Below are 24,463 nucleotides of genomic sequence, written 5' to 3'. Positions count from 1 at the left end.
TCAGTTGTGGCGCGCCTGCACGGTCACGCCCGAAAACGCGGTCTCGCCGACCACCAGGATGTAGTACCGCCCCGCCTGGGGCGTGGCGATCCGGATCGTCTCGTTGTTGCCGGGACGTGCAGAGCGGAAGTCGTAGTCCGTCAATGTCGGCGCCTCGTCGAACGACACGTGCACGGTGACGTTGCCCGTACCGCCCGAGGTGAGGATGGTCAGCGGGCCGCTGCCGGCGCTGCCGATATCGAGCCGGTACAGGGCGGTGCTTCCTGCCGCGCCCGCGACGCCGCCCACGGGGGTCCGGTTGACCAGCTCGATGGCGTCGGGGCCGGTATCGCCCACCTCGACACTGCGGGTGACGGTATGGCTGCGGCCGGCCTCATCGGTCACCGTCAGCGACACCGTGTAGACGCCGGCCTCGGCGTAGGTATGGCTGGGGCTGGACGCGGTGGACGTGGCGCCGTCACCGAAGTCCCACTCGCGGCTCACGATCGGCCCGGCGCCTTCGCTCGAAGTGTCGGTGAAGCTCACCGTCAGCGTGCCGTCGTCGACGACGAAGTCGAAGCCCGCCGTCGGCGCACCCGGCTCGGCGGCGCCGTCCAGCGTGTCGACGAACTGGGCGCCCGTTCCGGCCGGGTCCAGCCAGTCACTCAATCGCGTCCCCGCGCTGCCGCCACCGGTCCACGAGGTGAAGAGCCGGCCGTACCAGTCGACGTGGTTGGCGCCGGTCGTGGTGCACGAGGCGTAACCGCCGTGCAGCTGGCCGACCACGCGCCCCTCGGGACTGTAGATCGGCGAGCCCGACGAGCCGCCCTCGGTGGTGCCGCGCTGGTTCCACTGGACCCACAGGTGGCTCGCGCCGCTGTTGCCGAGATACCCCTCGATGCGCAACGGGTTGTCCGAATGCGTGATGCGCTTTTCGGCCACGCGCGGATGATGGATGCCGGTGGCGCCGCTGGGGGCGATATCGCGACGGTCCCAGCCCGACCAGCTCAGGTTGAACGCCGGATCCGCCGGATCGTCGAGTTCCAGCAGGGTGAAGTCGGACGCGGCGTAGGTCGCGCGGACCACCGCGCCGGTCTGGTTCTGGGCCAGGCTGCCATCGCCGTTGGCCCCGCTCTGCGCGCTGCCGGGCGTGCGGCAGGTGGAGTTCTCGTAGTTCCAGTACACGACGATGCTGGCGGCCGCGTCCGCAGTGCCCATGCCGCAGTGGTGCGCGGTGAGGAAGTACATCCGGCGGTCGTTCGCCGTCGTGTTGAGCAGCGCGCCGCTGCAGTAGAACTGGCCGAATCGCGAGTACGCGCCGACCGACGGGATCTCGGCGCGAAAGTCGTCGCCGTCCGGACAGACCACGTCCACGTTGCAGCTGCCCGACACCCCCTTCGCCTCCATCAGCGCGCCTTCGCGCGCCAGCCGGCCGAAGCCGACGTAGTCGTGGTTGATGCTGGTCAGCCGCAGTTTGAGTTGGGACAGCTTCGCCCTGGGCACGACGGCCTCGATGACCGCACTGTCGCCGGGCACGATCGGCGTCCACAGCACGCCGGTGGCGGCGTTGTCGGCAGCGTCGAAGGCGCGGATCGCATCCGGGTTGGCGCTCTTGCCGAGGCCCGCCGGGTAGACGAGCAGGCGGCCGCCCTCGGGCATCCGGTACTCGGAGAACCCGAAATTCAGCGACAGCGCGTCCTTCGATTCCACCCGCAGGCGCCAGACCAGGTCGCCGGTGGGCAGCTCGTCCCAGTCGCCGGCGGTGTGCGGCGTCAGGTCGACCGCATGCGGTACCGCGAAGCGTACCGGTCGCTGGCCGAGCGCACGCGACTGGCGGGCGTCCTCGGTCCGCAGGCGCGCGGTGTCGACCGCCGGCATGCGCTTGAGATCCACGGTGTGTTCCGCAGGCAGGCGATGGGTGAATGCCGCGGGCCGGGCATCGCGCGGTGCGGCGAGCGCGACCCCCAGTGACAGCGTGCCGGCGGTGAGCCATGCAATCAACGTTCTCATCTGGTCTGACCCCTCTTGAAATGAACCGAAAAAACGGAGCACACCCTCCTGGTGTGCCCCGCCGGCGACGCGCGTGACGATCCGCACATCACCTGCCCCTTCGAACCCGTAAGGCCGCAGGTCCGTCTCCGGGCGGCCCTCTGCCGATCTCCGTCATGGACGCGGTGGCCCTGCCTGCCGGCATTCCGTCGTCCAACCGGATGACTGAATCACGGATTGACAAAACCAGCTGGAAACTGACGCTACGTGACAGCTCACCGACAAATCAATGGCGAATCTGTGAAATTCCCATAAAGAAACACCCCGTACGTCACAGAACGACGTACGGGGTGCATTCAGTTTCAGGCGCGGCGCAGGCTGCGGCTCAGTACATGCCGGTCTCGAGCCGGGCCGCTTCCGACATCATCGTCCGGTTCCAGGGCGGGTCGAACACCAGTTCCACGTCGGCTTCGGACACGGTGGGAATCATCTCGAGCTTGCTGCGCACATCATCGACCAGGATGTCACCCATGCCACAGCCGGGCGCGGTGAGGGTCATCTTGACCTCGAGCTTGCGCTCGCCGTCCTCGGCAGGCAGCACGACGGCCTCGTAGACCAGACCGAGATCGACCACGTTGATCGGAATCTCCGGGTCGAAGCAGGTGCGCAGCTGGTTCCACACCATCCGCTCCACGTCCGCGTCATCGGCACCGTCGGGCAGTTCCAGCGGCACGGGCGGTTCCTTGCCGATGGCATCGGCGTCCCGACCCGCGATGCGGAACAGGTTGCCTTCGACGAATACCGTATAGCTGCCGCCCAAGGCCTGGGTGATGTAACCGGCGCTGCCCGCGGGCAGGGTCACGCTGTCGCCCTGCGGGACGAGGACGGCGGCGCAATCGCGCTCGAATCGGACGGGTTCGCTGCTGCGGGAATACATGGCCTGATCGATGGTGGCGCGAAGCGGCCACGGCAAGGATGTCATTGTATCGCCGGCCGCCGGTATGCTGGCCGCCCGTTCATGCGATGCAGCCTTCCATGCCCCACTCCGCCCGCGCGCGACGCTGGCCGCTGGCGTCCGCCCTGCTGCTGCTCGGCAGCCTCGGCATCGCGGCGGCCTGGATCCTGCTGGCGGACGCTCGCAATGCCCAGAGCAGCTGGATGGCGGTGGTCGCCGCTGTCGATGCAGCCTGGCTGTTGCGCCTGGCGCGCATACGCCCGGGCGCGCTGCGTGCATTGGCCGGTACCGCGGCGACCGCACTTGCGATCCTGATCGCGAGTTTCGGGATCATCGCCGCCCAGCTCGCACGCCCCATGGGCATGCTGCCCTGGGAATCGGCGCTGAAGCTCGGTCCGCATCACGCCTGGACGCTGGCCGGGCTGGCCAACGGGCCCGTCGACATCGCCTGGCTAGTCGCCGGCGTGGTGATCGCGGCGGTGCTGTCGCGCTAGGCGGTCAGTGCGCGCCGTCGAGCGCCTTGAGCTCGGCGACCAGGGCGCCCGCCATCTCCGCGCCGTCACCGTAGAGCATCCGCGTGTTGGGTGCGTAGAAGAGCGCGTTCTCGATGCCGGCAAAGCCGGCGCCGGCGCCCCGCTTGATCACGATGGCGTGTCTGGACTCCACCACATCGAGGATCGGCATGCCGTAGATCGGGCTGGCCGGATCGGTTTTCGCGACCGGATTGACCACGTCGTTGGCGCCGATCACCAGGCTTACATCGGTCGTCGCGAACTCCGGATTGATGTCGTCCATGTCGACGATCAGGTCGTACGGCACCCCGGCCTCGGCGAGCAGCACGTTCATGTGCCCGGGCATGCGTCCGGCGACCGGGTGGATCGCGAAGCGGACCTTGACCCCGCGCTCGATCAACCGCTGACTCAGCTCCCAGATCTTGTGCTGGGCCTGGGCCACGGCCATACCGTAACCCGGCACGATCACGACGCGTTCGGCATAGGCCATCATCGCCGCGACATCGGCGGCCTCGGTCGATGTCTGTGCGCCTTCGATCGCCTGCACCGACCCGCTCGCGCCGAAGCTCGAGAACAGAACGCTGCGGATCGACCGGTTCATGGCCTTGGCCATCAGCCGCGTCAACAGCAGGCCCGCCGCGCCGACCATCGTGCCGGCAATGATCAGGGCCTCGTTGCCCAGCACGTAGCCCTCGAACGCGACCGCGATGCCGGTCAACGCGTTGTAGAGCGAGATCACCACCGGCATGTCCGCGCCCCCGATGGGCAGGGTCATCATCACCCCCACCAGCAGCGCGGCGGCGAAGAACGCGACGATCGCCGGGATGCCGAGCGCGTTCGCCACCCACGCGCCGAGCACGGCGGCGGCGGCGAATACCACGAGGTTCAACGCCTGCTGCCCCGGGAACACGTAACGCTTGTCCATGCGGCCGTCGAGCTTCGCCCACGCGATCACGGAACCCGACAGCGCGATGGCGCCGATCAGGGCACCCGCCACGGCCAGCGTTCGCACCAGGGGCTGAACCGGCATCACGAACGGCATCGTCGCGGCCAACGCGTTCCACCGAAGCAGTTCCACTGCACCGATCGCCGCGGCCGAGCCGCCGCCCAGGCCGTTGTACAGCGCCACCATCTGCGGCATGTCGGTGATCGCGACCCGCTTGCCCGAGATCCAGGCCAGCACCGTGCCCAGCGCGATGGCCAGCAGCATCAGGCCGACGTTGGCGAGGCCGGGCACGAAGAGCGTCGCGAAGGTCGCGATGAGCATGCCGGCGCCGGCCCACTGGATGCCCGAGCGTGCGGTACGCGGGGACGCCATGCGCTGCAACCCGAGCAGGAACAGCGTTGCAGCGACCAGGTAACTGACCTGCACCAGCAGCACCATCGTGTCGCGACTCATTTGCCGGCTCCGCGCGGGTGGGTGCCGCTCGGCCGGAACATCTCCAGCATCCGCTCGGTCACCACGTACCCGCCGGCCGCATTGCCAGCGCCCATCATCACGGCGATGAAGCCGATCGCCTTCTCCAGCGTGGTGTCGGCGTGCCCGAGGACCAGCATCGCGCCGATCAGGACGATCCCGTGGATGAAGTTCGAGCCGGACATCAACGGCGTATGCAGGATCACCGGCACCCTCGAGATGATCACGTGGCCGGCGATCGCCGCGAGCATGAAGATGTACAGCGCCACGACTCCATCGATCATCGCGATTCCCCGGCCGGCGTTCGCCGCATCATACCCCTGGCTGAACGGTGCGCCAGACGAGGATCGCCTTGCGGCGACCGCGTCAACCCCGCTGCAGCCCGGACGTTCTCCCGTGTGACCCGGCCGATGGCGCGACACCCCGTAGATGGATGGCAGTCTTCCCGTTCCTCAACCCCCGCTGCGCACCGGGCGCGATAGGGTTGTGCCCGTGACCGACCCGCCCTCCGAACCAGGCCGTCCGGCGCCGCCCGCGACCCTCGAAGCGTTCCTGGGCAGTGTCCAGCGACGCGCCTTCCGCTTCGCCGAACTCGGGCTGCACCATCGCGACGACGCGCTGGACGCCGTGCAGGACGCGATGACGCGGATGCTGGGCTATCGTGATCGGCCGCCGGCGGAATGGACGCCGCTGTTCTGGACGGTGCTGCGCAGTCGCATCATCGACGTGCAGCGACGGCGCACATTCCGCCTGAGCTGGCTGAGCGAGACACGCGCGCCCGATGGCGATGCGATCGACTGGGCCGACGACGGCCCCGATCCGGCACGCGAACACGATGGCCGCGAAGCCTGGCAGATGCTCGGCGATGCGGTGCGCGGCCTGCCGCGTCGCCAGCGCGAAGCGTTCACGTTGCGGGTGCTCGAGGAGTTCGATGTCGAGACCACCGCACGCATCATGGGCTGCAGCGCCGGCTCGGTGAAGACCCATCTGTTTCGCGCCCGTGAAGCGCTGCAGTTGCAACTCGAGGATTTCCGATGACCGCCCCTCACGACCGATCCCAGGCTTCTGGCGATGACGTGATCCGCGCCCTGTATACGCAGGCGCAGGATCACGTGTCGTCCGCGACCATCGCGCGCCTGCACCGTGCCCGCCATGCGGCGCTGTCCATGGCGCCGCGGCCACGCAGGTCCTGGGGTGTGCCGGCCGCCGCCGGCTTCGCCGCCCTGCTCGTTCTTGCGGCAGGGATGCAGCTGATGCAGGCCCCGCCCCGCGTGGCGCCGGATCCGGCTCCGTTGGCGGCCGGGCCGGCGCCTGCAGCCGTCGACGAGGCGGCGCTCGACGCGCTCGCCACCTACGACGAATCCCCCGATTTCTACCTGTGGTTGGCTGCCAATGAAGCCACCCTGCTTGCCGTGGAGTGACCATGTTCCGTATCCGCCTGTCCGCCTTGCTGCTCTCGGGCCTGCTGCTCGCAGGCGCTGCGTCCGCACAGACCGCGGTGTCGACACCGCCGGCCTGGGATCAGCTCACCCCGGCCCAGCGCGACCAGCTGCTGGCGCCGATGCGCGATCGCTGGGAGCACGCGGACCCGGCCGAGCGGCGGCGCATGCTCGATCACGCCGGCCGGTGGCAGGCGATGACGCCTGCACAGCGCGAGCATGCACGCCAGGGAATGCATCACTGGAAGCGCCTGTCGCCGGAGAAGCGGGAGGAAGCCCGCGCGCTGTACGGCAGGCTGCGGACGCTGCCCGAAGCCGAGCGCGCTGCACTGCGCGAGCGATGGCGGCAGATGACGCCGGAGCAGCGGCGCCAATGGGCCGAGGCCAATCCCCCTCCGCGGGAGCCGCCACCGCGCTGATCCGCTCAGCCGGCGTCGTCCACCCTGCGCTCTGGCCAGACGGTGCGCGCGAGCAGATCGTCCCGCCAGTCGAACGCCAGCATGCCATCCCGCAGCAGCAGCCCGAGAAAGTTGAACACGTTGCGTGCGTACATCTCGCTGGCGTGCGTGGCGCCCATGCTGGCCAAGGCCAGCGGGCCTGCAACGGTGACGCCCTGCAGTTCGATCGTGCTGCCGGGCACGGTGGCTTCGCAGTTGCCGCCGGTTTCGGCAGCCAGGTCGACGATCACGCTCCCGGGGCGCATGCCCGCCACCATCGACCGGGTCACCAGCAATGGCGCCCGACGCCCGGGCACGGCCGCGGTGCAGATCACGGCGTCCACGCCCTTGAGATGGTCGGCCAGACGCGTCTGTTGCAGCGCACGCTCCTCGTCGCTGAGGGCGCGCGCGTAACCGCCCTCGCCGACGGCGTGGACGCCCAGATCGAGAAAACGGCCGCCGAGCGATTCGATCTGCTCACGGGTTTCCGGCCGCACGTCGAAGCCCTCGACCTGGGCGCCGAGCCGGCGCGCGGTGGCGATCGCCTGCAGACCGGCCACACCGGCGCCGAGCACCAGCACTTTGGACGGACGGATGGTCCCCGCGGCTGTGGTCAGCATCGGAAAGAACCGGGGCGCCAGTTCCGCCGCGATCAGGGCCGCCTTGTAGCCGGCCATGCCGGCCTGCGAGCTCAAAACATCCATGGACTGGGCACGGGTCGTACGCGGCAGGCGCTCGAGCGGGAAGGCGATCAGGCCTGTGGCCACGATCGCGTCGCCTCGGGCCGCGTCGGACTCGGGCTGGAGCAGGCCGACGAGGACCGTGCCGTGCGCCAGCGCGCCCAGCCCGGCCGGCTCCGGGGCCTGTACGCACAGCACCACCGCGGCTCCGTCCCAGGCCTCGGCAGCCGTCTCGACCAGCTCGGCGCCGGCCTCGCTGTAGGCCGCGTCCAAGAAGAACGCCCGGGCACCGAGTCCGGCCTGCACGCGGACCCGCGCGCCGGCACCCACCAGTTTCCTGCACGTTTCAGGCGTCAGCGCCACCCGGCGCTCGCCCGCCGCGGTTTCGTGCGCCACTCCGATCGTGACCGTCATCGCCTGCTCCGCTGGAACCCCGCCTCATCCTAGGCGCTTCGGGACCCAGCACAAGTGCGGATCAGCTGCCGCTGCGCGCGCGCCTGGCCATCTCGTCGAGCGCGGCGGGGACCGGGCCTGCAAGCGGCCGGGGCTGAAGGCGGCCGTCGGCCGCCCGCGCGCGCAGCGCGATCGGCGACAGCAGCAGTTCCTTCGCGCCAGCGGCATTGACCAGCAGGCAGCCGCCAGTCAGTGCGCTGCGCCACGCGAGACGCAATACGCGGCCCGGCCCGGACGCGCCGGGCTGTACGAAGCGCTGCCCTTCCGCAAAGCCGGCAGCGGCCTCACGGTCGAGGTCCGACAGCGAGGAGGCGTCGCCGCCGTCCGGATCGCCATCGTCGGGCACATGCACCGAGCGCGGCGTCGGACTGGCGTGCTCGGCGACGAGACCGCTCAGCTGCGCGTCGGTGGCGGTCTCGTCCACGCCGCACTGCACGCAGCACTCGCGCAGCGCCGGAAGAATGCCGAGCAGGCGATCGGCGACCGCGCTGCCGCCGCTGCCCGCCGCCAGTGCGTCCACTTCGACCAGCGCATCCCCGAGCGATAGCACCTCGCGATACCGGTCCGAAGCGACCCCGTCGCGCAGCCAGGCCTGCACCAGGGCCTGGCGCCATTCGCCATCGAGGAAAGCAGCCACCGTGGGCAGCAACGGCCGGTCACGCAGACGGTCCGCCACATCGATCGCGGCCTGCCGCCGCGCGGCCTCCAGCCGTTCGCGACCGCGCAGGGCCTGCCAGGTCCGCCGCTCCACCGCTTCGGCGCGGCGGCGATGCTGGCCGAGCACCGCATCGATCTGGGCCAGCTGCGCCGGAAACACCCGTCCATCACCGTGCGCCCCGTCGATGACGGCCGCGGACGCGCGATCAGCCAGTACCAGCAGTTCCTTCGACTGCTCGTCCTGGTCGTCCGCGCCGTCCCACAGATCCACGAGCAGCGACAGCAGCTGCATCGACGGTGGCGTTGATGTCTCGAACAGCTGCGGATCCTCGAGTGCGAGGTGGAGATAGGGCAGGGTCAGTACGGCCAGGCGCTCCCGGCTCGCCGGAAGCAGCAGGTGGCGATCGGCCAGCAGGTCGAACAGGCCACCGACCAGCGAGATCGCGTCGTCCTGGTCCGGGTCGAACGCGACATCATGACGGTCGATGCCGAGGCCGCCGGCGACACGGTACAGACCCTCGCGCATGCGCACGGCGTGCGCCGCGCCAGGCATCGGCAGACTCCGCTCGGACTGGAGCAGCGACAGCGCGGCCTGGAATTCCTCGGGGCGGAAACTGCGCGACGCCGCATCGAGCTCGGCCCGCCGCGCATCCCGCAAGGTGCGCGCATGCCGGCGCAGCAGGTTGCCCCGCGGCGCATCCGCCATGCCGCTGCGTCCGGCGGTCACCGGTCCACCGGTCTGCCATCCGTGACGTGCCGGCGCCAGCGCATTGCCGTCTTCCCAGATCCGGGTCCGCGCGACCGATCCACCGTCCGGGGGCGCACCGAGCGAGGACGCGAGCAAGGAATGGTCGCCGTCGCCCGCCATGGCGTATCCCGCTTCGGCGAGCCGCGTGTTGCACCAGGCGTAGAGCGCGCCGAGGTGCGCGTCCAGCAGCGCCTCGTAGCGCCGCAACAGCGACGCACGCAGCCGGCGCGCACATGCCTGCGCGTCGAAGGCCGCCAGAAAGCAGTCGACCATGAACCGCGCCGCGAGCGGGTTCGACGGGCGTTGCCGGTAGCCCATCGACGCGGACACCGTATACAGACGCTGGTCGATGACCGAACGGACGCTTTCGAAGCGCCGGTCGAGCGCCTCGGACACCGGCTGCCCGATCAACTGGGCCTGCAACTGGTCTTCCGACAACAGCGAGAACTGGTCGAAACTGCGCGCAACCGGCGCCGCCGGCCACGCGGCGAACACTTCGGTGAGCGACTTCTGCCAGCGCTGCTCGTGCCGGATCAACTCGGAGCCGAGCACCGACACCCCGGCCAGGTCTTCGGCGATCGCATCGGCGATCCGCGCGTCCTGCACGTCGCCGAGCCGCTCCGCTTCAAGGCGGAGACGCTCGACCTTCAGCGTTTCGCCCAGCAACGGAAGCAGGCGCGCGGTCGCTTCACGACGAAGACTGTCGAGTACCTGCGCAGGCGTTTCCGCCCGACTGCCGTCACCGGTTCCCTGCATTGTGAAACCGGGCATGCACCCCTACTCCGCCCCGACCCGTCGATCGCGGGACAATAACGCAAGCGGTGTCGACGCGTCTCGACGACGCGTTCCGGTTCAGCCAGCAGCAGTGGCCATGGTGGCGTCGTTGGCCGCGTTGAGCTGCTGCCACAGATGCTTCATCGCCTCGTCGAACGGCGCATCGACGGCGCGTACGACGACCCGTCCCGCGCTGACCAGCGCGGCGAGTTCTTCGGGCGACACCACCATCTTGCGGATACCGCGGCGGTTGACGATGAGCAACCGCGCCGTCAATGGGCTGATCCAGGCCACGCGCGCAGCGGATTCACGCCCGTTCTCGTCGATCAGCCGCAGGCCCTGGCCGACACGCAGCTGGCGCATGCGGGCCGCGATGGTGGGCTCGAACGCCGGCGTGTCGCCGGTCACGAGGCGCAGGGTCGCATCCTGGGGCTCGTCTTCCATGTCGTCCGGCGTCTGCGGGGCGTGCACCGTACGCGAGGTATCGGGCATCGCGAGGGCGGCGATGATCCGGGCCACGGCATCGCGCGCGGCATTGGCATCCATGCCGCAGCTCGAATAGCACTCGGCGAGCGGCGCCTGCAGCGCGAGCAGCTCGTCGGCCACCGCGCTGCCGAGCGCGTGGGCGGCATCGGCGTCGACCTGGATCATTGCGTCGCCGACCCCGATCGCGGCGACGTGGCGGGGCGAATCCGGGCCGTCCCGCAACCAGGTCTGGGTCAGGTAATGACGCCAGTGGCGATCGAGAAAGAACGCGACCGCGGCCGTCAACGGGCGGTCCGTCAGACGCGAAGCCACGATGTCGTTCACGCTGCGCCGGGCCTGTTGCAGGCGCTCGCGTCCATGGATCGCCTCCGCCGCGCGTCGTTCCGCGACTTCCGCGCGTCGACGCTGCTGATCCAGACGCTCGCGCAGCTCGGATGCGGCCAGGCGGAAGACGGCCTGGTCGCTTTCGTACTCGTCGACCACGCGATCGACCACACGCCCGGCGTGATCGAGCAGATCCCGGTCCTGGGCCGTTTCGCCCGAATTCCCGTCGCAGGCCTCGGTCACCGCATCGAGCAGCTTGCGGGCCGGATGACCGCGCTGGTTGAACATCGAATCGTCGGTCAGCGCGACCTTCAGATAGGGCACCACCAACCGGCTGTAGATGTCGCGCGCCTGGGTGAGCAGGTCGTTGGCGTCGAACAGCGACTGGAACAGGATACCGATCAGATCGATCGCGTCCTCGTCCTCGCGCCTGAGCGGCGTCTGCTCCGGATCGACCCCGAGCTCGCGCAATCCGCGCAGCAGCTCGTCGCGGATCACGTCGCCCAGCTGGCGCCGGTCGTCTCCGATCAACACACGCGCATACGGCGACGGGTCGTCACCCTGCATCATCCGCGCCACGTTGAGCAGCTGCGACATGCTCAGGACGGGACCGCCGGTGCCGTCCGCCGAGCCCGGATCGTCGTCGTGCGCGCCGGCATCGCGGCGCTCGCGCCACTGGTGCAGCTGCTCGCGGACGAGGTCACGGTAACCGCGCTGTCCCGCGGTGGCCGGCGCGCCTCCCAGGGCGTCACCATGGGCCGCGAGGACATCCATCAGGCCGGAGGACAGCGGGCCGTACGCCGTACCGGCGGACGGGCGACTACTGCCGCTGCCCGCCTGCTCGGTATGTTCGACCACGCCGCCGTCGGGCGTCCAGGATTCGGCCCCGCGCCGCGGAACCGACGTCGCGCCCGCAGCCGGCGCGCGGGCCGCGCCGCGTTCTGCGCCCTGGCTCGCCGGTGCGCTGATGGCAGCGGCTTCCAGCGTCGCGTTGGCCTTGGCGTAGACCTCGGAAAGAATGGCCGGAAGCCGCTTGTCGAACTGGTGGAACACCATCGACCGCAGCCCCGGCGGCAGGTCGTCCGCCTGGAAGAGGCGCACGAAGGCCATGACCGGCACTTCCGGACGCAAGGGGTTGGCCCGGGGGCCCTCCAGCCCGAGTCGGGCAGCCAGGACGTCCAGACGCTCGTCCAGTGCCGCAAGCGGATGCAGGAACTGGTGATCCATCAGTTCGATGATCTGCTGGGCTGCGAGCTGGACTTCCAGCTCACCTTCCGACATCAGCGACAGGCCAGCGGCCGCCGGCGGCGGCGGACGGTCCGCGGCCCACTGATCGAACTCGGTCTCGATGGAGGTGCGGAACCGGGTCGCCAGCTCGAGCGCGCGGTGGCTCAGGTCGAGCACCGCCATCCGGTCTTCCTGCGCGGCCATGTAGTCGTGGCCGGCCAGTGCGGCAAGGCGCACCTGTTCCTCGATCGAACTCCAGAAGCCGGACAGCACGCCGCCGAGCGCAGTGACCGCGTCGCGGCGCAAGGTGTCCAGCACGCGGTCGACCGGGCGCGCCGTTCCCGCGCGCGGGGCTCGTCCTGCACCGATGTCGTCGTGAGGCATCATTTGGGAGTTCTGGGGGATTGGGGCACACTGCCCCGCACATAAGATTCCGCAAGCGTGGCGCCGCGTCTGTGACGATACTCGCAAATACTGAACACGACCCGTTCTCGACGCTCGACAGCCGACGATCGGTGCCCGCCCGGCAGCTCGATGCGCCCGGCCCGGACCACGCCACCCTGGTGCGCATGCTCGCATCGGCCTCGCGCGTGCCCGATCACGGCAAGCGGGTGCCGTTCCGCTTTCTCCGCATCGCCGGCGAGGCCCGTCACGCGCTCGGCGAGCGGCTCGCGGCACGGGCACTGGTCCGCGATCCGGACGCCGGTCCCGGCGCACTGGATAAGGAGCGACAGCGCTTCGCCCATGCCCCACTGGTGATCGCCGTGATCGCGGTCCTCGACCCCGCCGACGCCAAGATTCCGGACGTGGAGCGCCTGCTGACCGCCGGCAGCGTGTGTTTCGCGTTGTTGCAGGCCGCCCAGGCAGCGGGTTTCGGCGCCTGCTGGCTGTCCGGCTGGTCGGCCTACGACGCGGAGATCCTGCGGGTGCTGGGCCTGGGTGCGGACGAGAGAATCGCCGGCTTCATCCATATCGGCACGCCGCGCATGACCGCACCGGAACGCGATCGGCCCGACCCCGAGGCCCTCCTGAGCGACTGGCATCCCGACGCCGCATGAGCCGGCGGTCACGCGCGATTGCCGTCACAATGGCGCCATGACGCCTCTTTATCTCGTCGACGCCAGCCTCTATGTGTTCCGTGCCTGGCACTCGATGCCCGACGAGTTCCGCGACACCGAGGGCTGGCCGACCAATGCGGTGCATGGATTCGCCCGCTTCCTCGCGGAACTGATCGAACGCGAGCGGCCCCGGCACATCGCCATCGCCTTCGATGAGGCGCTCGACAGCTGCTTCCGGCACCGGCTCTACCCGGCCTACAAGGCCAACCGGGCACCGGCACCGGACGAGTTGCGGCGCCAGTTCGCGCACTGCAAGGCGCTGTGCCGGGTGCTGGGCCTGCCCGTCCTGGCGGATCACGAGTACGAAGCCGACGACCTGATCGGCAGCGCCGTGCGCGCAGGCCGCGCTCGCGGGCATCGCGCGGTCATCGTGTCCGCGGACAAGGACCTCTCGCAACTGCTGCAGGGCGAGGATGCGCAATGGGACTTCGCCAAGGGCGTGCGCTGGACGGCGGCGGGCGTGAAAGCGCGGCACGGCGTGGATGCCCACCAGCTGGCGGATTACCTGGCCCTGTGTGGTGATGCGGTCGACAACATTCCGGGCGTGCCCGGCATCGGCTGCAAGACCGCGGCCAGCCTCCTGCACCATTTCGGCAGCCTGGATGCGCTGCTCGAACGCAGCGACGAAATCAGGTTCCTGCGCTTTCGCGGTGCGGCCCAGGCAGGGGCCAGAGTGCGCCAGCACGCCGCGGACGCGCTTCTCTACCGGCAGTTGACCACGATCGCCTGCGATGCGCCGTTGGGCCCCGCCGAGGGCGGCTTTGCCCGAAGCGACGGGGATGGCGATGCCTTGCGCGCGCTGTGCGACACGCTGCGCTTCGGCCCGCTGACCCGGCGCCGTCTGCATGCCGCGGCCGGGCTCGAATACGCCCCGCCCGTGGACGTCTGAACACCTGGCCTCAGGGTAGGATCGCGGCATGACGAGCGATCCCACATCCGACGAGTTCGATCCCACATCCGACGAGTTCGAGGTTCTCTACCAGGGCGACTGGCTGCGCCTGGTGCGGCACGGCAAATGGGAAGCCTGCGAGCGTACCCATGGCGGCAACGGCATGGCGGTGCTGGTGATCGCGGTGACGCCTGAAGACGAGGTCCTGTTCGTCGAGCAGTACCGGGTGCCGCTGGGTGCCCGCACGATCGAGATGCCGGCTGGACTGGTGGGAGACGGTGGCAGCAGCGATTCCCTAGCCGACGCCGCTCGCCGCGAACTGATCGAGGAAACCGGATGGTCCGCCGGCCGCATCGATGTGCTGCTGACCGGCCCCACCACGGCGGGAATGAGCAACGAACGTGTGACGTTCGTGCGCGCGCGTGAGCTGACCCGGGTGGGCGCCGGGGGTGGCATCGACGATGAGGCGATCGTCGTCCACGCCGTTCCGCGGGCCACCGCGCCCGCGTGGTTGATGCGCAAGCATGCCGAGGGCTTCGAGCTCGATCTCAAGCTGTGGGCGGGTTTGTGGATGGTGGAGTTCAATCCGGACGGGTCGCCGGCGGACTGATCACCCAGATTCCCGCCGTCAGCCGGGCCACTGTCGCGACGGCGGCCGGCATCAACCGGTTCAATGGCGTGACCGTATCGTCCCAGTCGTCCTCGTAGAAAGCCGTCGGCCGGACGCCGGCTGCGAGCCACACTCCCCGGTCTGCGCCTGCAGTGGATGCCGAACTCGGCGGCATCGCCGCAGGGGTTCCTGTCGCGAGCGCCTCGCCCCCAGGCTGTTTGGCTCGGCATACGGCCGCCGGTGCGGAGCGACGCATTCTGCCGACCTGTTCGCCTCGTCGTGGTCGAGCAGGGCGGACGCAGGATTCACGAACCCGGCCAGCAGGCGTCCGCCCGGACGCAGCACGCGGACACATTCGCGTCTGCCACATCGACACCCGGCACCAACAGGTTCGACACCGGGCGGAAGACGGTGTCGAAGCCTCGCATCGGAAAGGACCGACAGGTCGGCCAAGTCGCCGCGCGTGCAGCGCGGCGCCGGCTCGTCGGGCTCGGCGGCGGCGCGATTCTTCACGAGCAGCTCATCCGACAGATCGGAACGGTGACGTCCCCCCGCGGCACAACCGGCGGCCGCTGCCGCCGCCCGACGCACGGCACGAGAGGTCGCGGCCCTCCAGCGGCCGAACCCGCCCCGCGACACCGGACGGTTCGGTGTCGGGTCATGGACCACTCACCGTGATGCGCGGCCGCGATGACGCCCGCGCCCACGGGTCCGACCTGGCGCTGCCTCCGCTCGACTCGCGACTCCACGCTGCCCGGTTGCGTCCGTGCACGTCCGTCGCGACGGTTCAGGCCTTCTTGACGAACTCGGTGCGCAGGACGAGGCCCTTGACCTTGTCGACGTTGCACTCGATCAGGTCGGGGTCGTCGGTCAGGCGGATGTTCTTCGCCAAGGTGCCGCGCTTGAGCGTGACGCTGGTGCCTTTGACCTTCAGGTCCTTGATCACCGTCACCGCGTCGCCGTCGGCGAGCCGGGTGCCGTTGCTGTCCTTGACCAGCAGTTCTTCGTCAGACATCGGGGGGTTCCTGGGCGCGACCCGCACCGGGTCACGCAACGTGGCGACGGACCGCTTCGGCGGGCCTGGAGGTGAGCGCTGCAGCGCGGGTCAGGCGAAGCGGTCGGTGGCGCGCACCAGCGCGTCGATGTTCTCGGCCTCGAATGCGGAATGGCCCGATGCAGGCGTGATGCTCAGCTCCGCCTTGGGCCAGACCTGGTGGAGGTCGAACGCGTTCTGGACGGGGCAGACCACGTCGTAGCGGCCGTGGACGATGACGCCGGGGATGTCGACGATGCGATAGGCATCGCGCAGCAGCTGGTCGTCGACCTCGAAGAAGCCGGCGTTGGTGAAGTAGTGGTTTTCGATCCGCGCGAACGCCAGCGCGAACTGCGCATCCGCGTGGCTGTCCGCGAAGGCCTCGTCGACGTGCAGGAAGCTGGTGGCGCCTTCCCAGACGCTCCAGGCACGGGCCGCGGCCAGGCGTACCGACTCGTCGTCGCTGGTGAGGCGGGCGTGGAAGGCGGCGATCAGGTCACCGCGCTCGGCCTCGGGAATGGCGCCGACGTACTGTTGCCAGGCCTCGGGAAACAGGCGCGATGCGCCTTCCTGGTAGAACCACTCCAGTTCCCAGCGGCGCAGCATGAAGATGCCGCGCAGCACCAGCTCGGTCACCCGGCGCGGATGACTCTGCGCATAGGCGAGTGCGAGCGTGGAGCCCCAGGAGCCGCCGAAGACCTGCCATTGCTCGATGCCGAGGTGCTCGCGCAGGGCCTCGATATCGGCCACCAGATGCCAGGTCGTGTTGTCGACCAGGTCGGCATGGGGCGTGGAACGGCCTGCGCCGCGCTGGTCGAAGAGCACGATGCGGTACTTCGCCGGGTCGTGGAAACAGCGCATCTTGGGGCTGCACCCGCCGCCGGGGCCGCCGTGCAGCAGCACCACCGGCTTGCCCTTCGGGTTGCCGCACTGCTCGTAGTGCAGCGTGTGGCGACTGTCGACGGCAAGGGTGCCGACGTCGAAGGGTTCGATGGCGGGATAGAGCTGTCGCATGGGCACGTCCGGAACTGCGCGGGGCGGCAGTTTACCAGCCGCCCTGTCACGCCCCGCCGGGCGCGGGCGGGCGTCGGCCGAGCGTGACCCGATCGCGCGCTTCCAGATCCCGCAGCGTGTCCACCTGGATGAGGCCCTGCGCCGCGAACAGGGCCCGCACGGCGGGGCCCTGGTCGAAGCCGTGTTCCACCAGGATCCAGCCTCCCGGATGGAGATGGTTGCTCGCGCCGGCGGCCAGCACGCGCAGGGCATCGAGGCCGTCGGGGCCCGAGACCAGCGCCGCAGGGGGCTCGTGCCGCAGGTCGCCACGGGACAGATGCGGATCTCCCGACGCGATGTAGGGGGGATTGCTCAGGAGCATGTCGAAGCGCAGTCCGGCGAGCGGTCCATACCAGTCGCCGAAGCGGAACTCGACGCGGTCGAGAGCGTGTCTCGCCGCGTTGCGCCGGGCGATCTCGAGCGCGGCCTCGCTCGCATCGGTGGCGACCACTGAAACGTCCGGGCGTTCTCCGGCGACCGCGAGCGCGATCGCGCCGCTGCCGGTCCCGAGATCGGCGGCTCGTGCCGGGCGCCGGGGTGGCAGTCGGGCCAGTGCCGCTTCGACCAGCAACTCGGTCTCGGGCCGTGGAATCAGCGTGGCCGGGGAGACGGCCAGCTCGAGGCGCCAGAAGGCGCGGCTCCCGATCAGATAGGCGACGGGCTCGCCGGCCGCGCGTCGGCTCACGAGCGCCTCGAACGTGGCGGTCTGCGCCTCGGAGAGCACGGCGTCGCCGTGCGCGTACAGCCAGCCCTGCGCACGTCCGCACACGTGCGCGAGCAGCCAGCGCGCATCCAGCGGATCGATGCGCATGGAGGCCGCGCGCAGCACTGCATCCAGGCGGGTCGGGTGGGTCGTATCCATCGTTCACATCCTAGCCGCGGGCCGCCGCGGCATGGTGGCCCGCCCGGAGTCCTCTGTATGCCCTCATTTCTTCGCCTCGCCGGCGCTGCCGCCCTCGCCCTGCTGGCGAGCGGATGCCAGAGCGTGTTCTTCGGTGTCGTCAACCGGGGCAGCGCGCAACCTGCGCAGAGTGTGGTCTACGACGCCGACCGCGCGCTTGCGCTCGACATCTATCGCCCGGCCGCCGCCTCCGGGCCGGCGCCGGTCGTGGTGTTCTTCTACGGCGGTGCCTGGCGCACCGGCACCCGCGCCCAGTACCGGTTCGTCGGCAGTCGCCTGGCCGAGCAAGGCGTGCTGGCGATCGTCGCGGACTATCGGACCTGGCCCGATGCCGCCTTTCCCGCCTTCATCGGCGACGCGGCACGCGCGGTACGCTGGACGCGCGATCACGCCGAGGGCTGGGGTGGCGACCCGCAGCGGCTCTATCTTGCCGGCCACTCGGCCGGCGCCCACATTGCCGCCCTGCTCGGCACCGACGCGCGCCACCTGGCCGCCGTGGACATGGCCCCGGGCGACCTTGCCGGCGTGATCGGGCTGGCGGGCCCGTACGAGTTCACGATCGGCGGTCGGCTGGTGCCGGTGTTCGGACCTCGCGAAGGCTGGCCGGGGGCGATGCCGCTGCGCTTCGTCGACGGCGACGAACCGCCGTTTCTGCTGATCCACGGGGACAACGACCGCACCGTGGATGTGGCCAACAGCGTGCGCATGGACGCCGCGCTCCGCGACGCAGGCGTGCAGAGCCGCTTGCGCATCCTTCCGGGCGCGAGCCACTTCGCCCCCGCCGCCGCGTTCTATTCGCCTGATCGGGCTCCTGATGTACTGCCGCAGGTACGTGCGTTCATCGGTCTGGAGACGCCCTCGGCGCCGGAAAAAAAATGAAGGCGGCCGAAGCCGCCTTCAAAAATTCCGTGGACGTGTGGGAGGGAAGTACGCGCACGGAATGGGGTCTGCGGCACCTGGAGCCGCACGGCAGTCCGATCACGGATCGTCCTGCCTTCGCGTCGACATTGCTGCAACGCAGCAATGTAATCAAGTGCGTCACTGGAACGCAGTCGACCCGAATATCGCACCAATCCTATAGATTGAACCTATTGATAGCATTTTTATTATCGATTTTACGAATCGATAGACAATCCCTAAGCTACAACCAGCCGATCCACCGGCGCTGCGGCTCGTCCGCGTCCCCCGTCACCAGGAGTTTTCATGTCGCTCATCAACACCGAAGTCCAGCCGTTCAAGGCCACCGCGTTCCAGAACGGCGAGTTCATCGAAGTCAGCAACGAAAGCCTCAAGGGCAAGTGGTCGGTGCTGATCTTCATGCCGGCCGCCTTCACCTTCAATTGCCCGACCGAGGTGGAAGACGCCGCCGACCACTACGCCGAGTTCCAGAAGATCGGCGCCGAGGTCTACATCGTCACCACCGACACGCACTTCTCGCACAAGGTCTGGCACGAGACCTCGCCGGCCGTGGGCAAGGCGCAGTTCCCGCTGGTCGGCGACCCGACCCACCGCCTGACCCGCGCCTTCGGCGTGCACATCGAGGAAGACGGCCTGGCGCTGCGTGGCACCTTCGTCATCAACCCCGAAGGCGTGATCAAGACCGTCGAGATCCACGACAACGCGATCGCCCGTGACGTCACCGAGACCCTGCGCAAGCTCAAGGCCGCGCAGTACGTCGCCGCCAATCCGAACGAGGTCTGCCCGGCCAAGTGGAAGGAAGGCGAGAAGACCCTCGCGCCGTCGCTGGACCTGGTCGGCAAGATCTGAGTTCGTCGCGCGGCCTCTCGCCGCGCTTGCGTCCATCCCCGCAGCCGCGGGGGTGGGCGTGCACCGGAGCCCGCGGGTCCACTCGCCAGCCGCCGCCCGCCCAGCGGTTTCGCGGGCTCCGGTGCACGTCCTCCCCTCCCCTCCACGTCACGATGCGGCCCCGCCGCGTTGCGTCGTCGTGTCGATCGCAACAGGAGTTCCCCATGCTGGCAGACGATCTCAAGACCCAACTGGCCACCTATCTCGAGCGCGTCGTGCGTCCGATCCACATCGTGGCGTCGCTCGACGGGAGCGCGAAGTCCGACGAGCTGCGCGGCCTGCTGGCCGACCTGCAGGCGCTGTGCGGCAAGATCACGGTCGATCTCGGCGGGGACGACACGCGGCGTCCGTCCTTCGCGCTGGGGTCGCCCGGCCACGACATTTTGGTGCGGTTCGCCGGTCTGCCGATGGGCCACGAATTCACGTCGCTGGTGCTGGCCCTGCTGCAGGTGGGGGGCCATCCGTCCAAGGCCGCGCGGGAGACGCTCGAGCAGGTCGCTGCACTGGATGGCGAGTACACCTTCGAAACCTATTATTCGCTGTCCTGCCAGAACTGCCCCGACGTGGTCCAGGCGCTGAATCTGGCCGCTGTGATCAACCCGCGCATCCGCCACACCGCGATCGACGGGGCACTGTTCCAGGACGAGGTCGAGGCACGGGAGATCCTGTCGGTCCCGACCGTGTTCCTCAACGGCCGGAAGTTCGACCAGGGCCGGATGACCCTGGAGCAGATCGTCGCCAAGCTCGACACCGGCGCCGCCGACCGCGCCACGAAGGCGATCGCCGCCAAGGCGCCGTTCGACGTGCTCGTGGTGGGCGGTGGTCCGGCCGGCGCGGCTGCCGCGATCTACGCGGCGCGCAAGGGCATCCGCACCGGCATCGCAGCCGAGCGCTTCGGCGGACAGGTGCTCGACACGATGGCGATCGAGAATTTCATTTCCGTCAAGGAGACCGAAGGCCCGAAGCTGGCGGCCGCGCTCGAGCAGCACGTCCGCGAGTACGAAGTCGACATCATGGATCTGCAGCGCGCGACCCGGCTGGTGCCGGCCGGCGCGGATGGCCTGGTGGAGATCGGGCTGGAGAATGGCGCCTCGCTGAGGTCGCGCACGGTGGTGCTGTCGACCGGCGCCCGATGGCGGCAGATGAACGTGCCGGGCGAGGACCAGTACCGCAACAAGGGTGTCGCCTACTGCCCCCACTGCGACGGTCCGCTGTTCAAGGGCAAGCGCGTGGCGGTGATCGGTGGCGGCAATTCCGGCGTCGAGGCGGCGATCGATCTGGCCGGCATCGTCGCTCATGTCACCCTGATCGAATTCGACGCCCAGCTGCGCGCCGACGAGGTGCTGCAGCGCAAGCTGCGCAGTCTCGGCAACGTGCGCGTGGTGACCAGTGCGCAGACCACCGAGGTGCTGGGCGACGGCAGCCGGGTCAATGGCCTCGTCTACCGGGACCGCACCGGCGGCGACAGCCATCGCGTCGAGCTCGAAGGCGTCTTCGTGCAGATCGGCCTGTTGCCCAACACCGAATGGCTCAAGGACGTGGTCGCCCTGTCGCCGCGCGGCGAGATCATCGTCGACGACCGTGGCCAGACCAGCCTGCCGGGCGTCTTCGCCGCCGGCGACGCCACCACGGTGCCGTACAAGCAGATCGTCATCGCGATGGGCGACGGATCGAAAGCGGCGCTCAGCGCATTCGACCACCTCATCCGCACGCCGGTCCAGGAGCGCCAGGCGGTCGCCGCCTGATGCGCGCGCGCGAGGTCCGGGTGGTCCACGCCCCGGCCGTCCGCCCGGCGTCGCGCGCGGTCGGCCACCCCGGCGGTCGCGCGCCATGAACCTGCGCGACCTGCGCTATCTGGTGGCACTGGCCGACCACCGGCATTTCGGCCGGGCGGCCGCGGCCTGCTTCGTCAGCCAGCCGACGCTGTCCACCCAGATCCGCAAGCTGGAAGACGAACTGGGGGTCACCCTGGTCGAGCGTTCGCCGCGCAAGATCATGCTCACTCCGACCGGACACCAGGTCGCCGAGCGCGCACGCCGCATCGTGGGCGACGTGGAGCAGATGCGCGAGGTCGCGCGCCGCAGCCAGGATCCCGAAGCCGGGGTGGTGCGACTGGGCATGTTCCCCACCCTCGGCCCGTATCTGTTGCCGCACGTGGTTCCGGTCATCCGGCAACGCTTTCCGCAGCTGGAACTGCTGCTGATCGAGGAGAAGAGCGATCTGCTGCTAGCCCGCCTGCGTGACGGCCGACTGGATGCCGCCCTGCTCGCACTGCCGGTACACGACGAACAGATGCACGCGGAACCCCTGTTCGAGGAGCCGTTCGTACTGGCGGTGCCGGGCGGGCACCCGCTTGCCGGGCGCTCGACGATCCATCTCGATGCGCTGGCCGACCAGCGCCTGCTGCTGCTCGAGGACGGCCACTGCCTGCGCGATCAGGCGCTCGACGTCTGCCATCTGGCCGGGGCTGCCGAGAAGTCGGGCTTCCAGGGCACGAGCCTGGAAACCCTGCGCCAGATGGTGGCGGCCAACGTCGGTTCGACCCTGCTGCCGATGCTGGCGGTGCAGCCACCGGTGCCGCCCTCGCCGGATGTCGCCCTGGTCGGATTCGAGGGCGAGCAACCGCCGAGCCGGCGCATCGCCATGGTCTGGCGCCGCAGCTCGGCGATGGCGGGATTCCTGCAGTCGCTGGCGAGGCTGTTCGCCGATCTGCCACCGCGGCTGCTGGTCCTGCCCGAGCAGCGCTGAGCGGCAGCATCGCGCGGTCCCTGCGGTCCCCGCACACCCGATGACCGACGGCCCGCGGCGCGCCGTCGTGCATCCGGCCTGGCGAGAGTTCCAACGTCTCGTCATCGACCAGCGGCCAGCGAAGCTAGGCGCGCATCGTCCATCCACCCGCCCGCATGACCGGGTCCGCCCCGAGCCATGCTCGATGCACCCGTCTACCGCCGGTGCATCTGAACTGCGGCACTGCGCGAGCGGAAGCGTGCGGAGGTCGTGTGGTCCGGCGACGCGGCCGGGGCTGGCGTCGACGTTGACGCCCGGTCGTCTGCATCGCCGAACGCGGCGGCTCCCGCAGCCGGTCGACCCGGCCTGTTCGAACGACATCGGCGCGGGGCATGCATCACCGTGCCCGCGCAGCCCGCTGATGCACCGCTCCTGCTGATCGTGACAGCCGATCGACCGCCCGACGTCCGGCTCGGCCGCTGTGCCTGCAGTCCTGTCGGCGCGCCCCGCTCCGCACCACCGGGCCGGGTCAGAGGCGGCGACGTTTCCGCGCCGCCATCGGCCGAATCCCGTGACTCAGAGCGCGAGCCCCACCTGGCATGCCACGCCGGTGCCGCCGAGGCCGCAGTACCCGCCCGGGTGCTTGTGCAGATATTGCTGGTGCTCGTCCTCGGCGTAATAGAACGCAGGCGCCTCGGCGCCCAGTTCGGTGGTCACCGGCGCGAAGCCCGCCGCCTTCAGGCGCGCGTCGTAGCCATCGCGGCTGCGCGTCGCCAGCGCGTACTGGGCAGGCGTGCTGCAGTACAGCGCCGAGCGGTACTGGCTGCCCACGTCGTTGCCCTGGCGCATGCCCTGGGTCGGATCGTGCCCTTCCCAGAAGGTCTGCAACACAGTTTCGAAGGCCAGTCGGGCGGGATCGAAGACCACGAGCACCACCTCGGCGTGGCCGGTCTGGCCCGAGCACACTTCGCGATAGGTCGGATTGGGCGTCGATCCGCCGGCATAACCGACCGCCGTCGTCACCACGCCGGGCAGCGACCAGAACGCACGTTCGGCGCCCCAGAAGCAGCCCATGCCGAGCTGCACGCGCTCGCAGCCGTCGAACGCGGCATCGAGCGGGCCACCGAACACGGCGTGGACGTTGTGCAGCGGCAGCGGCGTGTCACGCCCCGGCAGGGCATCCTGCGCCCCGGGCAGGCGCTGCTTCCAGGCTCCGATTCCCAACATGTCGCTCTCCTCGGTGCGTCGCGCACATGCGCACGCCAGCTCCCAAGCATGCGGGCGCGTTCGCCCGCTTCAAGCCGGCGCGCCTGTCAGGCGGCCGCGGCCGCGCGCGTGCGCGGCTTGAGGCTGGCGAGGAAGATCCCGGCCAAGGTCAGCCCGAGACCCATCCATTCCCGGGTCTGCGTGGGCCGCTGCAGCAGAGCCACGTCCAGCAGGAACGCGCAGACCGGCTGCACCAGCAGCAACAGACCGACCACGGCGACGCCGAGGCGTTGCATCGCACGCGAAATCAGGATCCAGCTCAGGCAATGGCCCAGTCCGGCCAGCACCAGCAGCCAGCCGAGCGAGGCCCAGCCCGGGATCGCGAAGGCAGCGCCCTCGACCCCAGCGGCCATGCCCAGCAACAGCGCGCTTCCCAGTGACGCGATCGCGAGAATCTGGGCGATCGGCGCTGCGCGCCGCGGGTCGTGGTCCTGCCCTGCGCGCTGCACATGTTTCAGGCCGACGTTGTACACCGCGTAGCAGAGCCCGGTCGCAAGCCCCAGCCACACGCCCCAGCGGTAATCGGCGGGCAGCCGGGCCCAGTCCGCACCCAGCATCGACCACAGACCGGCGAACGCCAGGGTGATGCCGGCGAGGAACCGCAGGCCGATCCGCTCGCCGAACAGCACGAGGCCGGCGAGCGCCATGAAGAACACCTGGGCGTTGGCCAGCAGCGTGGCCAGCCCGGGCCCGATGAGCAGGATGCTCCGGTGCCAGAGCCACAGGTCGGCCGCGAACGCCGCCGCGGGCACCAGCGCCCACAGCCACACCCGGCCAGGCAGCGGGCGCCAGTCGCGTCGCAACACCACCAGCAGCGTCAGCATGATGCCGGCGAACAGCATCCGGTAGAACGCCGAGATCGTGGGCGGCGTGTCGGCCCAGCGCACCATCAGGCCGTTGGTGCCGATCAGGGCCGCGCCGGCGAGCATCGACAGCAGCGCCGCGCGCTGGACGGGGCGTTCGGGCATGGCGGCCGTGCGTGG

Annotated in this window: 22 protein-coding genes and 1 pseudogene; 11 read left to right on the top strand and 12 right to left on the bottom strand. The window is 69.8% G+C overall.

Features of this window, described 5'->3' with window-relative positions:
• Positions 1–1,989 (bottom strand): PKD domain-containing protein, encoded by a 1,989-nt coding sequence (locus tag H0E82_RS02670; RefSeq protein ID WP_180543465.1) that lies wholly within the window; start codon positions 1,987–1,989, stop codon positions 1–3.
• 364 nt (positions 1,990–2,353) lie between these two features.
• Positions 2,354–2,905 carry a putative Fe-S cluster assembly protein SufT gene (gene sufT / locus H0E82_RS02665; protein WP_180543453.1) on the bottom strand — a complete coding sequence of 184 codons (552 nt, stop codon included), beginning with the start codon at positions 2,903–2,905 and terminating at the stop codon, positions 2,354–2,356.
• A gap of 98 nt (positions 2,906–3,003) precedes the next feature.
• On the opposite strand from sufT, the gene H0E82_RS02660 reads away from it, so the two are divergent.
• Positions 3,004–3,417: a hypothetical protein gene (locus tag H0E82_RS02660; protein ID WP_180543444.1), complete on the top strand. Its 414-nt coding sequence runs from the start codon at positions 3,004–3,006 to the stop codon at positions 3,415–3,417.
• A gap of 4 nt (positions 3,418–3,421) precedes the next feature.
• On the opposite strand, the gene H0E82_RS02655 is transcribed toward H0E82_RS02660, so the two are convergent.
• Both H0E82_RS02655 and H0E82_RS02650 read right to left on the bottom strand, forming a co-directional pair.
• Entirely contained in the window at positions 3,422–4,834 is a 1,413-nt protein-coding gene (locus H0E82_RS02655; protein WP_180543443.1) for an NAD(P)(+) transhydrogenase (Re/Si-specific) subunit beta, read from the bottom strand.
• Entirely contained in the window at positions 4,831–5,136 is a 306-nt protein-coding gene (locus tag H0E82_RS02650) for an NAD(P) transhydrogenase subunit alpha part 2 (RefSeq protein ID WP_180543442.1), read from the bottom strand. The genes H0E82_RS02655 and H0E82_RS02650 overlap by 4 nt, the downstream gene beginning before the upstream one ends.
• 145 nt (positions 5,137–5,281) lie before the next feature.
• Here H0E82_RS02650 and H0E82_RS02645 point away from each other — a divergent pair, with 145 nt between their 5' ends.
• The 3 genes from H0E82_RS02645 to H0E82_RS02635 are packed head-to-tail and all read left to right on the top strand — an operon-like array spanning position 5,282 to position 6,710.
• Positions 5,282–5,890: an RNA polymerase sigma factor gene (locus H0E82_RS02645; protein ID WP_180543440.1), complete on the top strand. Its 609-nt coding sequence runs from the start codon at positions 5,282–5,284 to the stop codon at positions 5,888–5,890.
• Between the two features lie 38 nt (positions 5,891–5,928).
• Entirely contained in the window at positions 5,929–6,273 is a 345-nt protein-coding gene (locus H0E82_RS02640) for a hypothetical protein (RefSeq protein ID WP_180543438.1), read from the top strand.
• A gap of 2 nt (positions 6,274–6,275) precedes the next feature.
• Positions 6,276–6,710 (top strand): DUF3106 domain-containing protein, encoded by a 435-nt coding sequence (locus H0E82_RS02635; RefSeq protein WP_180543436.1) that lies wholly within the window; start codon positions 6,276–6,278, stop codon positions 6,708–6,710.
• 5 nt (positions 6,711–6,715) lie between these two features.
• On the opposite strand, the gene H0E82_RS02630 is transcribed toward H0E82_RS02635, so the two are convergent.
• The 3 genes from H0E82_RS02630 to H0E82_RS02620 all read right to left on the bottom strand — a co-directional run bounded on the left by H0E82_RS02630 (position 6,716) and on the right by H0E82_RS02620 (position 12,464).
• Positions 6,716–7,822 carry an NAD(P) transhydrogenase subunit alpha gene (locus tag H0E82_RS02630; RefSeq protein WP_180543434.1) on the bottom strand — a complete coding sequence of 369 codons (1,107 nt, stop codon included), beginning with the start codon at positions 7,820–7,822 and terminating at the stop codon, positions 6,716–6,718.
• 61 nt (positions 7,823–7,883) lie between these two features.
• Complete coding sequence (locus H0E82_RS02625) at positions 7,884–10,037, bottom strand: DUF1631 family protein (RefSeq protein ID WP_180543433.1); 2,154 nt, start codon at positions 10,035–10,037, stop codon at positions 7,884–7,886.
• Positions 10,038–10,118: 81 nt separating this feature from the next.
• Positions 10,119–12,464, bottom strand: coding sequence for a DUF1631 family protein (locus tag H0E82_RS02620; RefSeq protein WP_180543431.1), 2,346 nt, complete (start codon positions 12,462–12,464; stop codon positions 10,119–10,121).
• A gap of 74 nt (positions 12,465–12,538) precedes the next feature.
• On the opposite strand from H0E82_RS02620, the gene H0E82_RS02615 reads away from it, so the two are divergent.
• The 3 genes from H0E82_RS02615 to H0E82_RS02605 are packed head-to-tail and all read left to right on the top strand — an operon-like array spanning position 12,539 to position 14,694.
• Complete coding sequence (locus H0E82_RS02615) at positions 12,539–13,135, top strand: nitroreductase family protein (RefSeq protein WP_180543523.1); 597 nt, start codon at positions 12,539–12,541, stop codon at positions 13,133–13,135.
• Between the two features lie 37 nt (positions 13,136–13,172).
• Positions 13,173–14,084, top strand: a complete 912-nt coding sequence (locus H0E82_RS02610; RefSeq protein ID WP_180543429.1) for a 5'-3' exonuclease — start codon at positions 13,173–13,175, stop codon at positions 14,082–14,084.
• A 28-nt stretch (positions 14,085–14,112) separates the two neighbouring features.
• Entirely contained in the window at positions 14,113–14,694 is a 582-nt protein-coding gene (locus tag H0E82_RS02605) for an NUDIX hydrolase (RefSeq protein WP_180543427.1), read from the top strand.
• 787 nt (positions 14,695–15,481) lie between these two features.
• Here H0E82_RS02605 and H0E82_RS02600 read toward each other — a convergent pair.
• From H0E82_RS02600 to prmC, 3 genes and pseudogenes are all read right to left on the bottom strand, one after another.
• Positions 15,482–15,691, bottom strand: a pseudogene (locus H0E82_RS02600) (alkylphosphonate utilization protein); the annotation flags it as partial.
• Positions 15,692–15,799: 108 nt separating this feature from the next.
• Positions 15,800–16,741, bottom strand: a complete 942-nt coding sequence (pip, locus tag H0E82_RS02595; RefSeq protein WP_180543423.1) for a prolyl aminopeptidase — start codon at positions 16,739–16,741, stop codon at positions 15,800–15,802.
• Between the two features lie 46 nt (positions 16,742–16,787).
• Positions 16,788–17,642, bottom strand: a complete 855-nt coding sequence (gene prmC / locus H0E82_RS02590) for a peptide chain release factor N(5)-glutamine methyltransferase (protein WP_180543421.1) — start codon at positions 17,640–17,642, stop codon at positions 16,788–16,790.
• Positions 17,643–17,699: 57 nt separating this feature from the next.
• On the opposite strand from prmC, the gene H0E82_RS02585 reads away from it, so the two are divergent.
• The 4 genes from H0E82_RS02585 to H0E82_RS02570 all read left to right on the top strand — a co-directional run bounded on the left by H0E82_RS02585 (position 17,700) and on the right by H0E82_RS02570 (position 22,235).
• On the top strand, positions 17,700–18,560 hold the full coding sequence (locus H0E82_RS02585) for an alpha/beta hydrolase (RefSeq protein WP_180543419.1): 861 nt from the start codon (positions 17,700–17,702) through the stop codon (positions 18,558–18,560).
• Positions 18,561–18,884: 324 nt separating this feature from the next.
• Complete coding sequence (ahpC, locus tag H0E82_RS02580) at positions 18,885–19,448, top strand: alkyl hydroperoxide reductase subunit C (RefSeq protein ID WP_180543418.1); 564 nt, start codon at positions 18,885–18,887, stop codon at positions 19,446–19,448.
• Positions 19,449–19,651: 203 nt separating this feature from the next.
• Positions 19,652–21,232 carry an alkyl hydroperoxide reductase subunit F gene (ahpF, locus tag H0E82_RS02575; protein ID WP_180543417.1) on the top strand — a complete coding sequence of 527 codons (1,581 nt, stop codon included), beginning with the start codon at positions 19,652–19,654 and terminating at the stop codon, positions 21,230–21,232.
• Positions 21,233–21,317: 85 nt separating this feature from the next.
• The gene (locus H0E82_RS02570) at positions 21,318–22,235 is read left to right on the top strand and encodes a LysR substrate-binding domain-containing protein (protein WP_180543416.1); all 918 of its coding nucleotides are present in this window, start codon (positions 21,318–21,320) and stop codon (positions 22,233–22,235) included.
• Positions 22,236–22,790: 555 nt separating this feature from the next.
• Here H0E82_RS02570 and msrA read toward each other — a convergent pair.
• Both msrA and H0E82_RS02560 read right to left on the bottom strand, forming a co-directional pair.
• Entirely contained in the window at positions 22,791–23,441 is a 651-nt protein-coding gene (gene msrA, locus H0E82_RS02565) for a peptide-methionine (S)-S-oxide reductase MsrA (RefSeq protein WP_180543415.1), read from the bottom strand.
• Positions 23,442–23,527: 86 nt separating this feature from the next.
• A complete protein-coding gene (locus tag H0E82_RS02560) occupies positions 23,528–24,448 on the bottom strand; it encodes a DMT family transporter (RefSeq protein ID WP_180543414.1) in 921 nt (306 codons plus the stop codon).
• Positions 24,449–24,463: the final 15 nt, after the last annotated feature.

It is taken from the genome of Luteimonas deserti (assembly GCF_013425765.1).
Classification (GTDB): Bacteria; Pseudomonadota; Gammaproteobacteria; order Xanthomonadales; family Xanthomonadaceae; genus Luteimonas; species Luteimonas deserti.
Note: the sequence above shows the minus strand (reverse complement) of the source record. Positions and strands in the feature narration are given on the sequence as shown.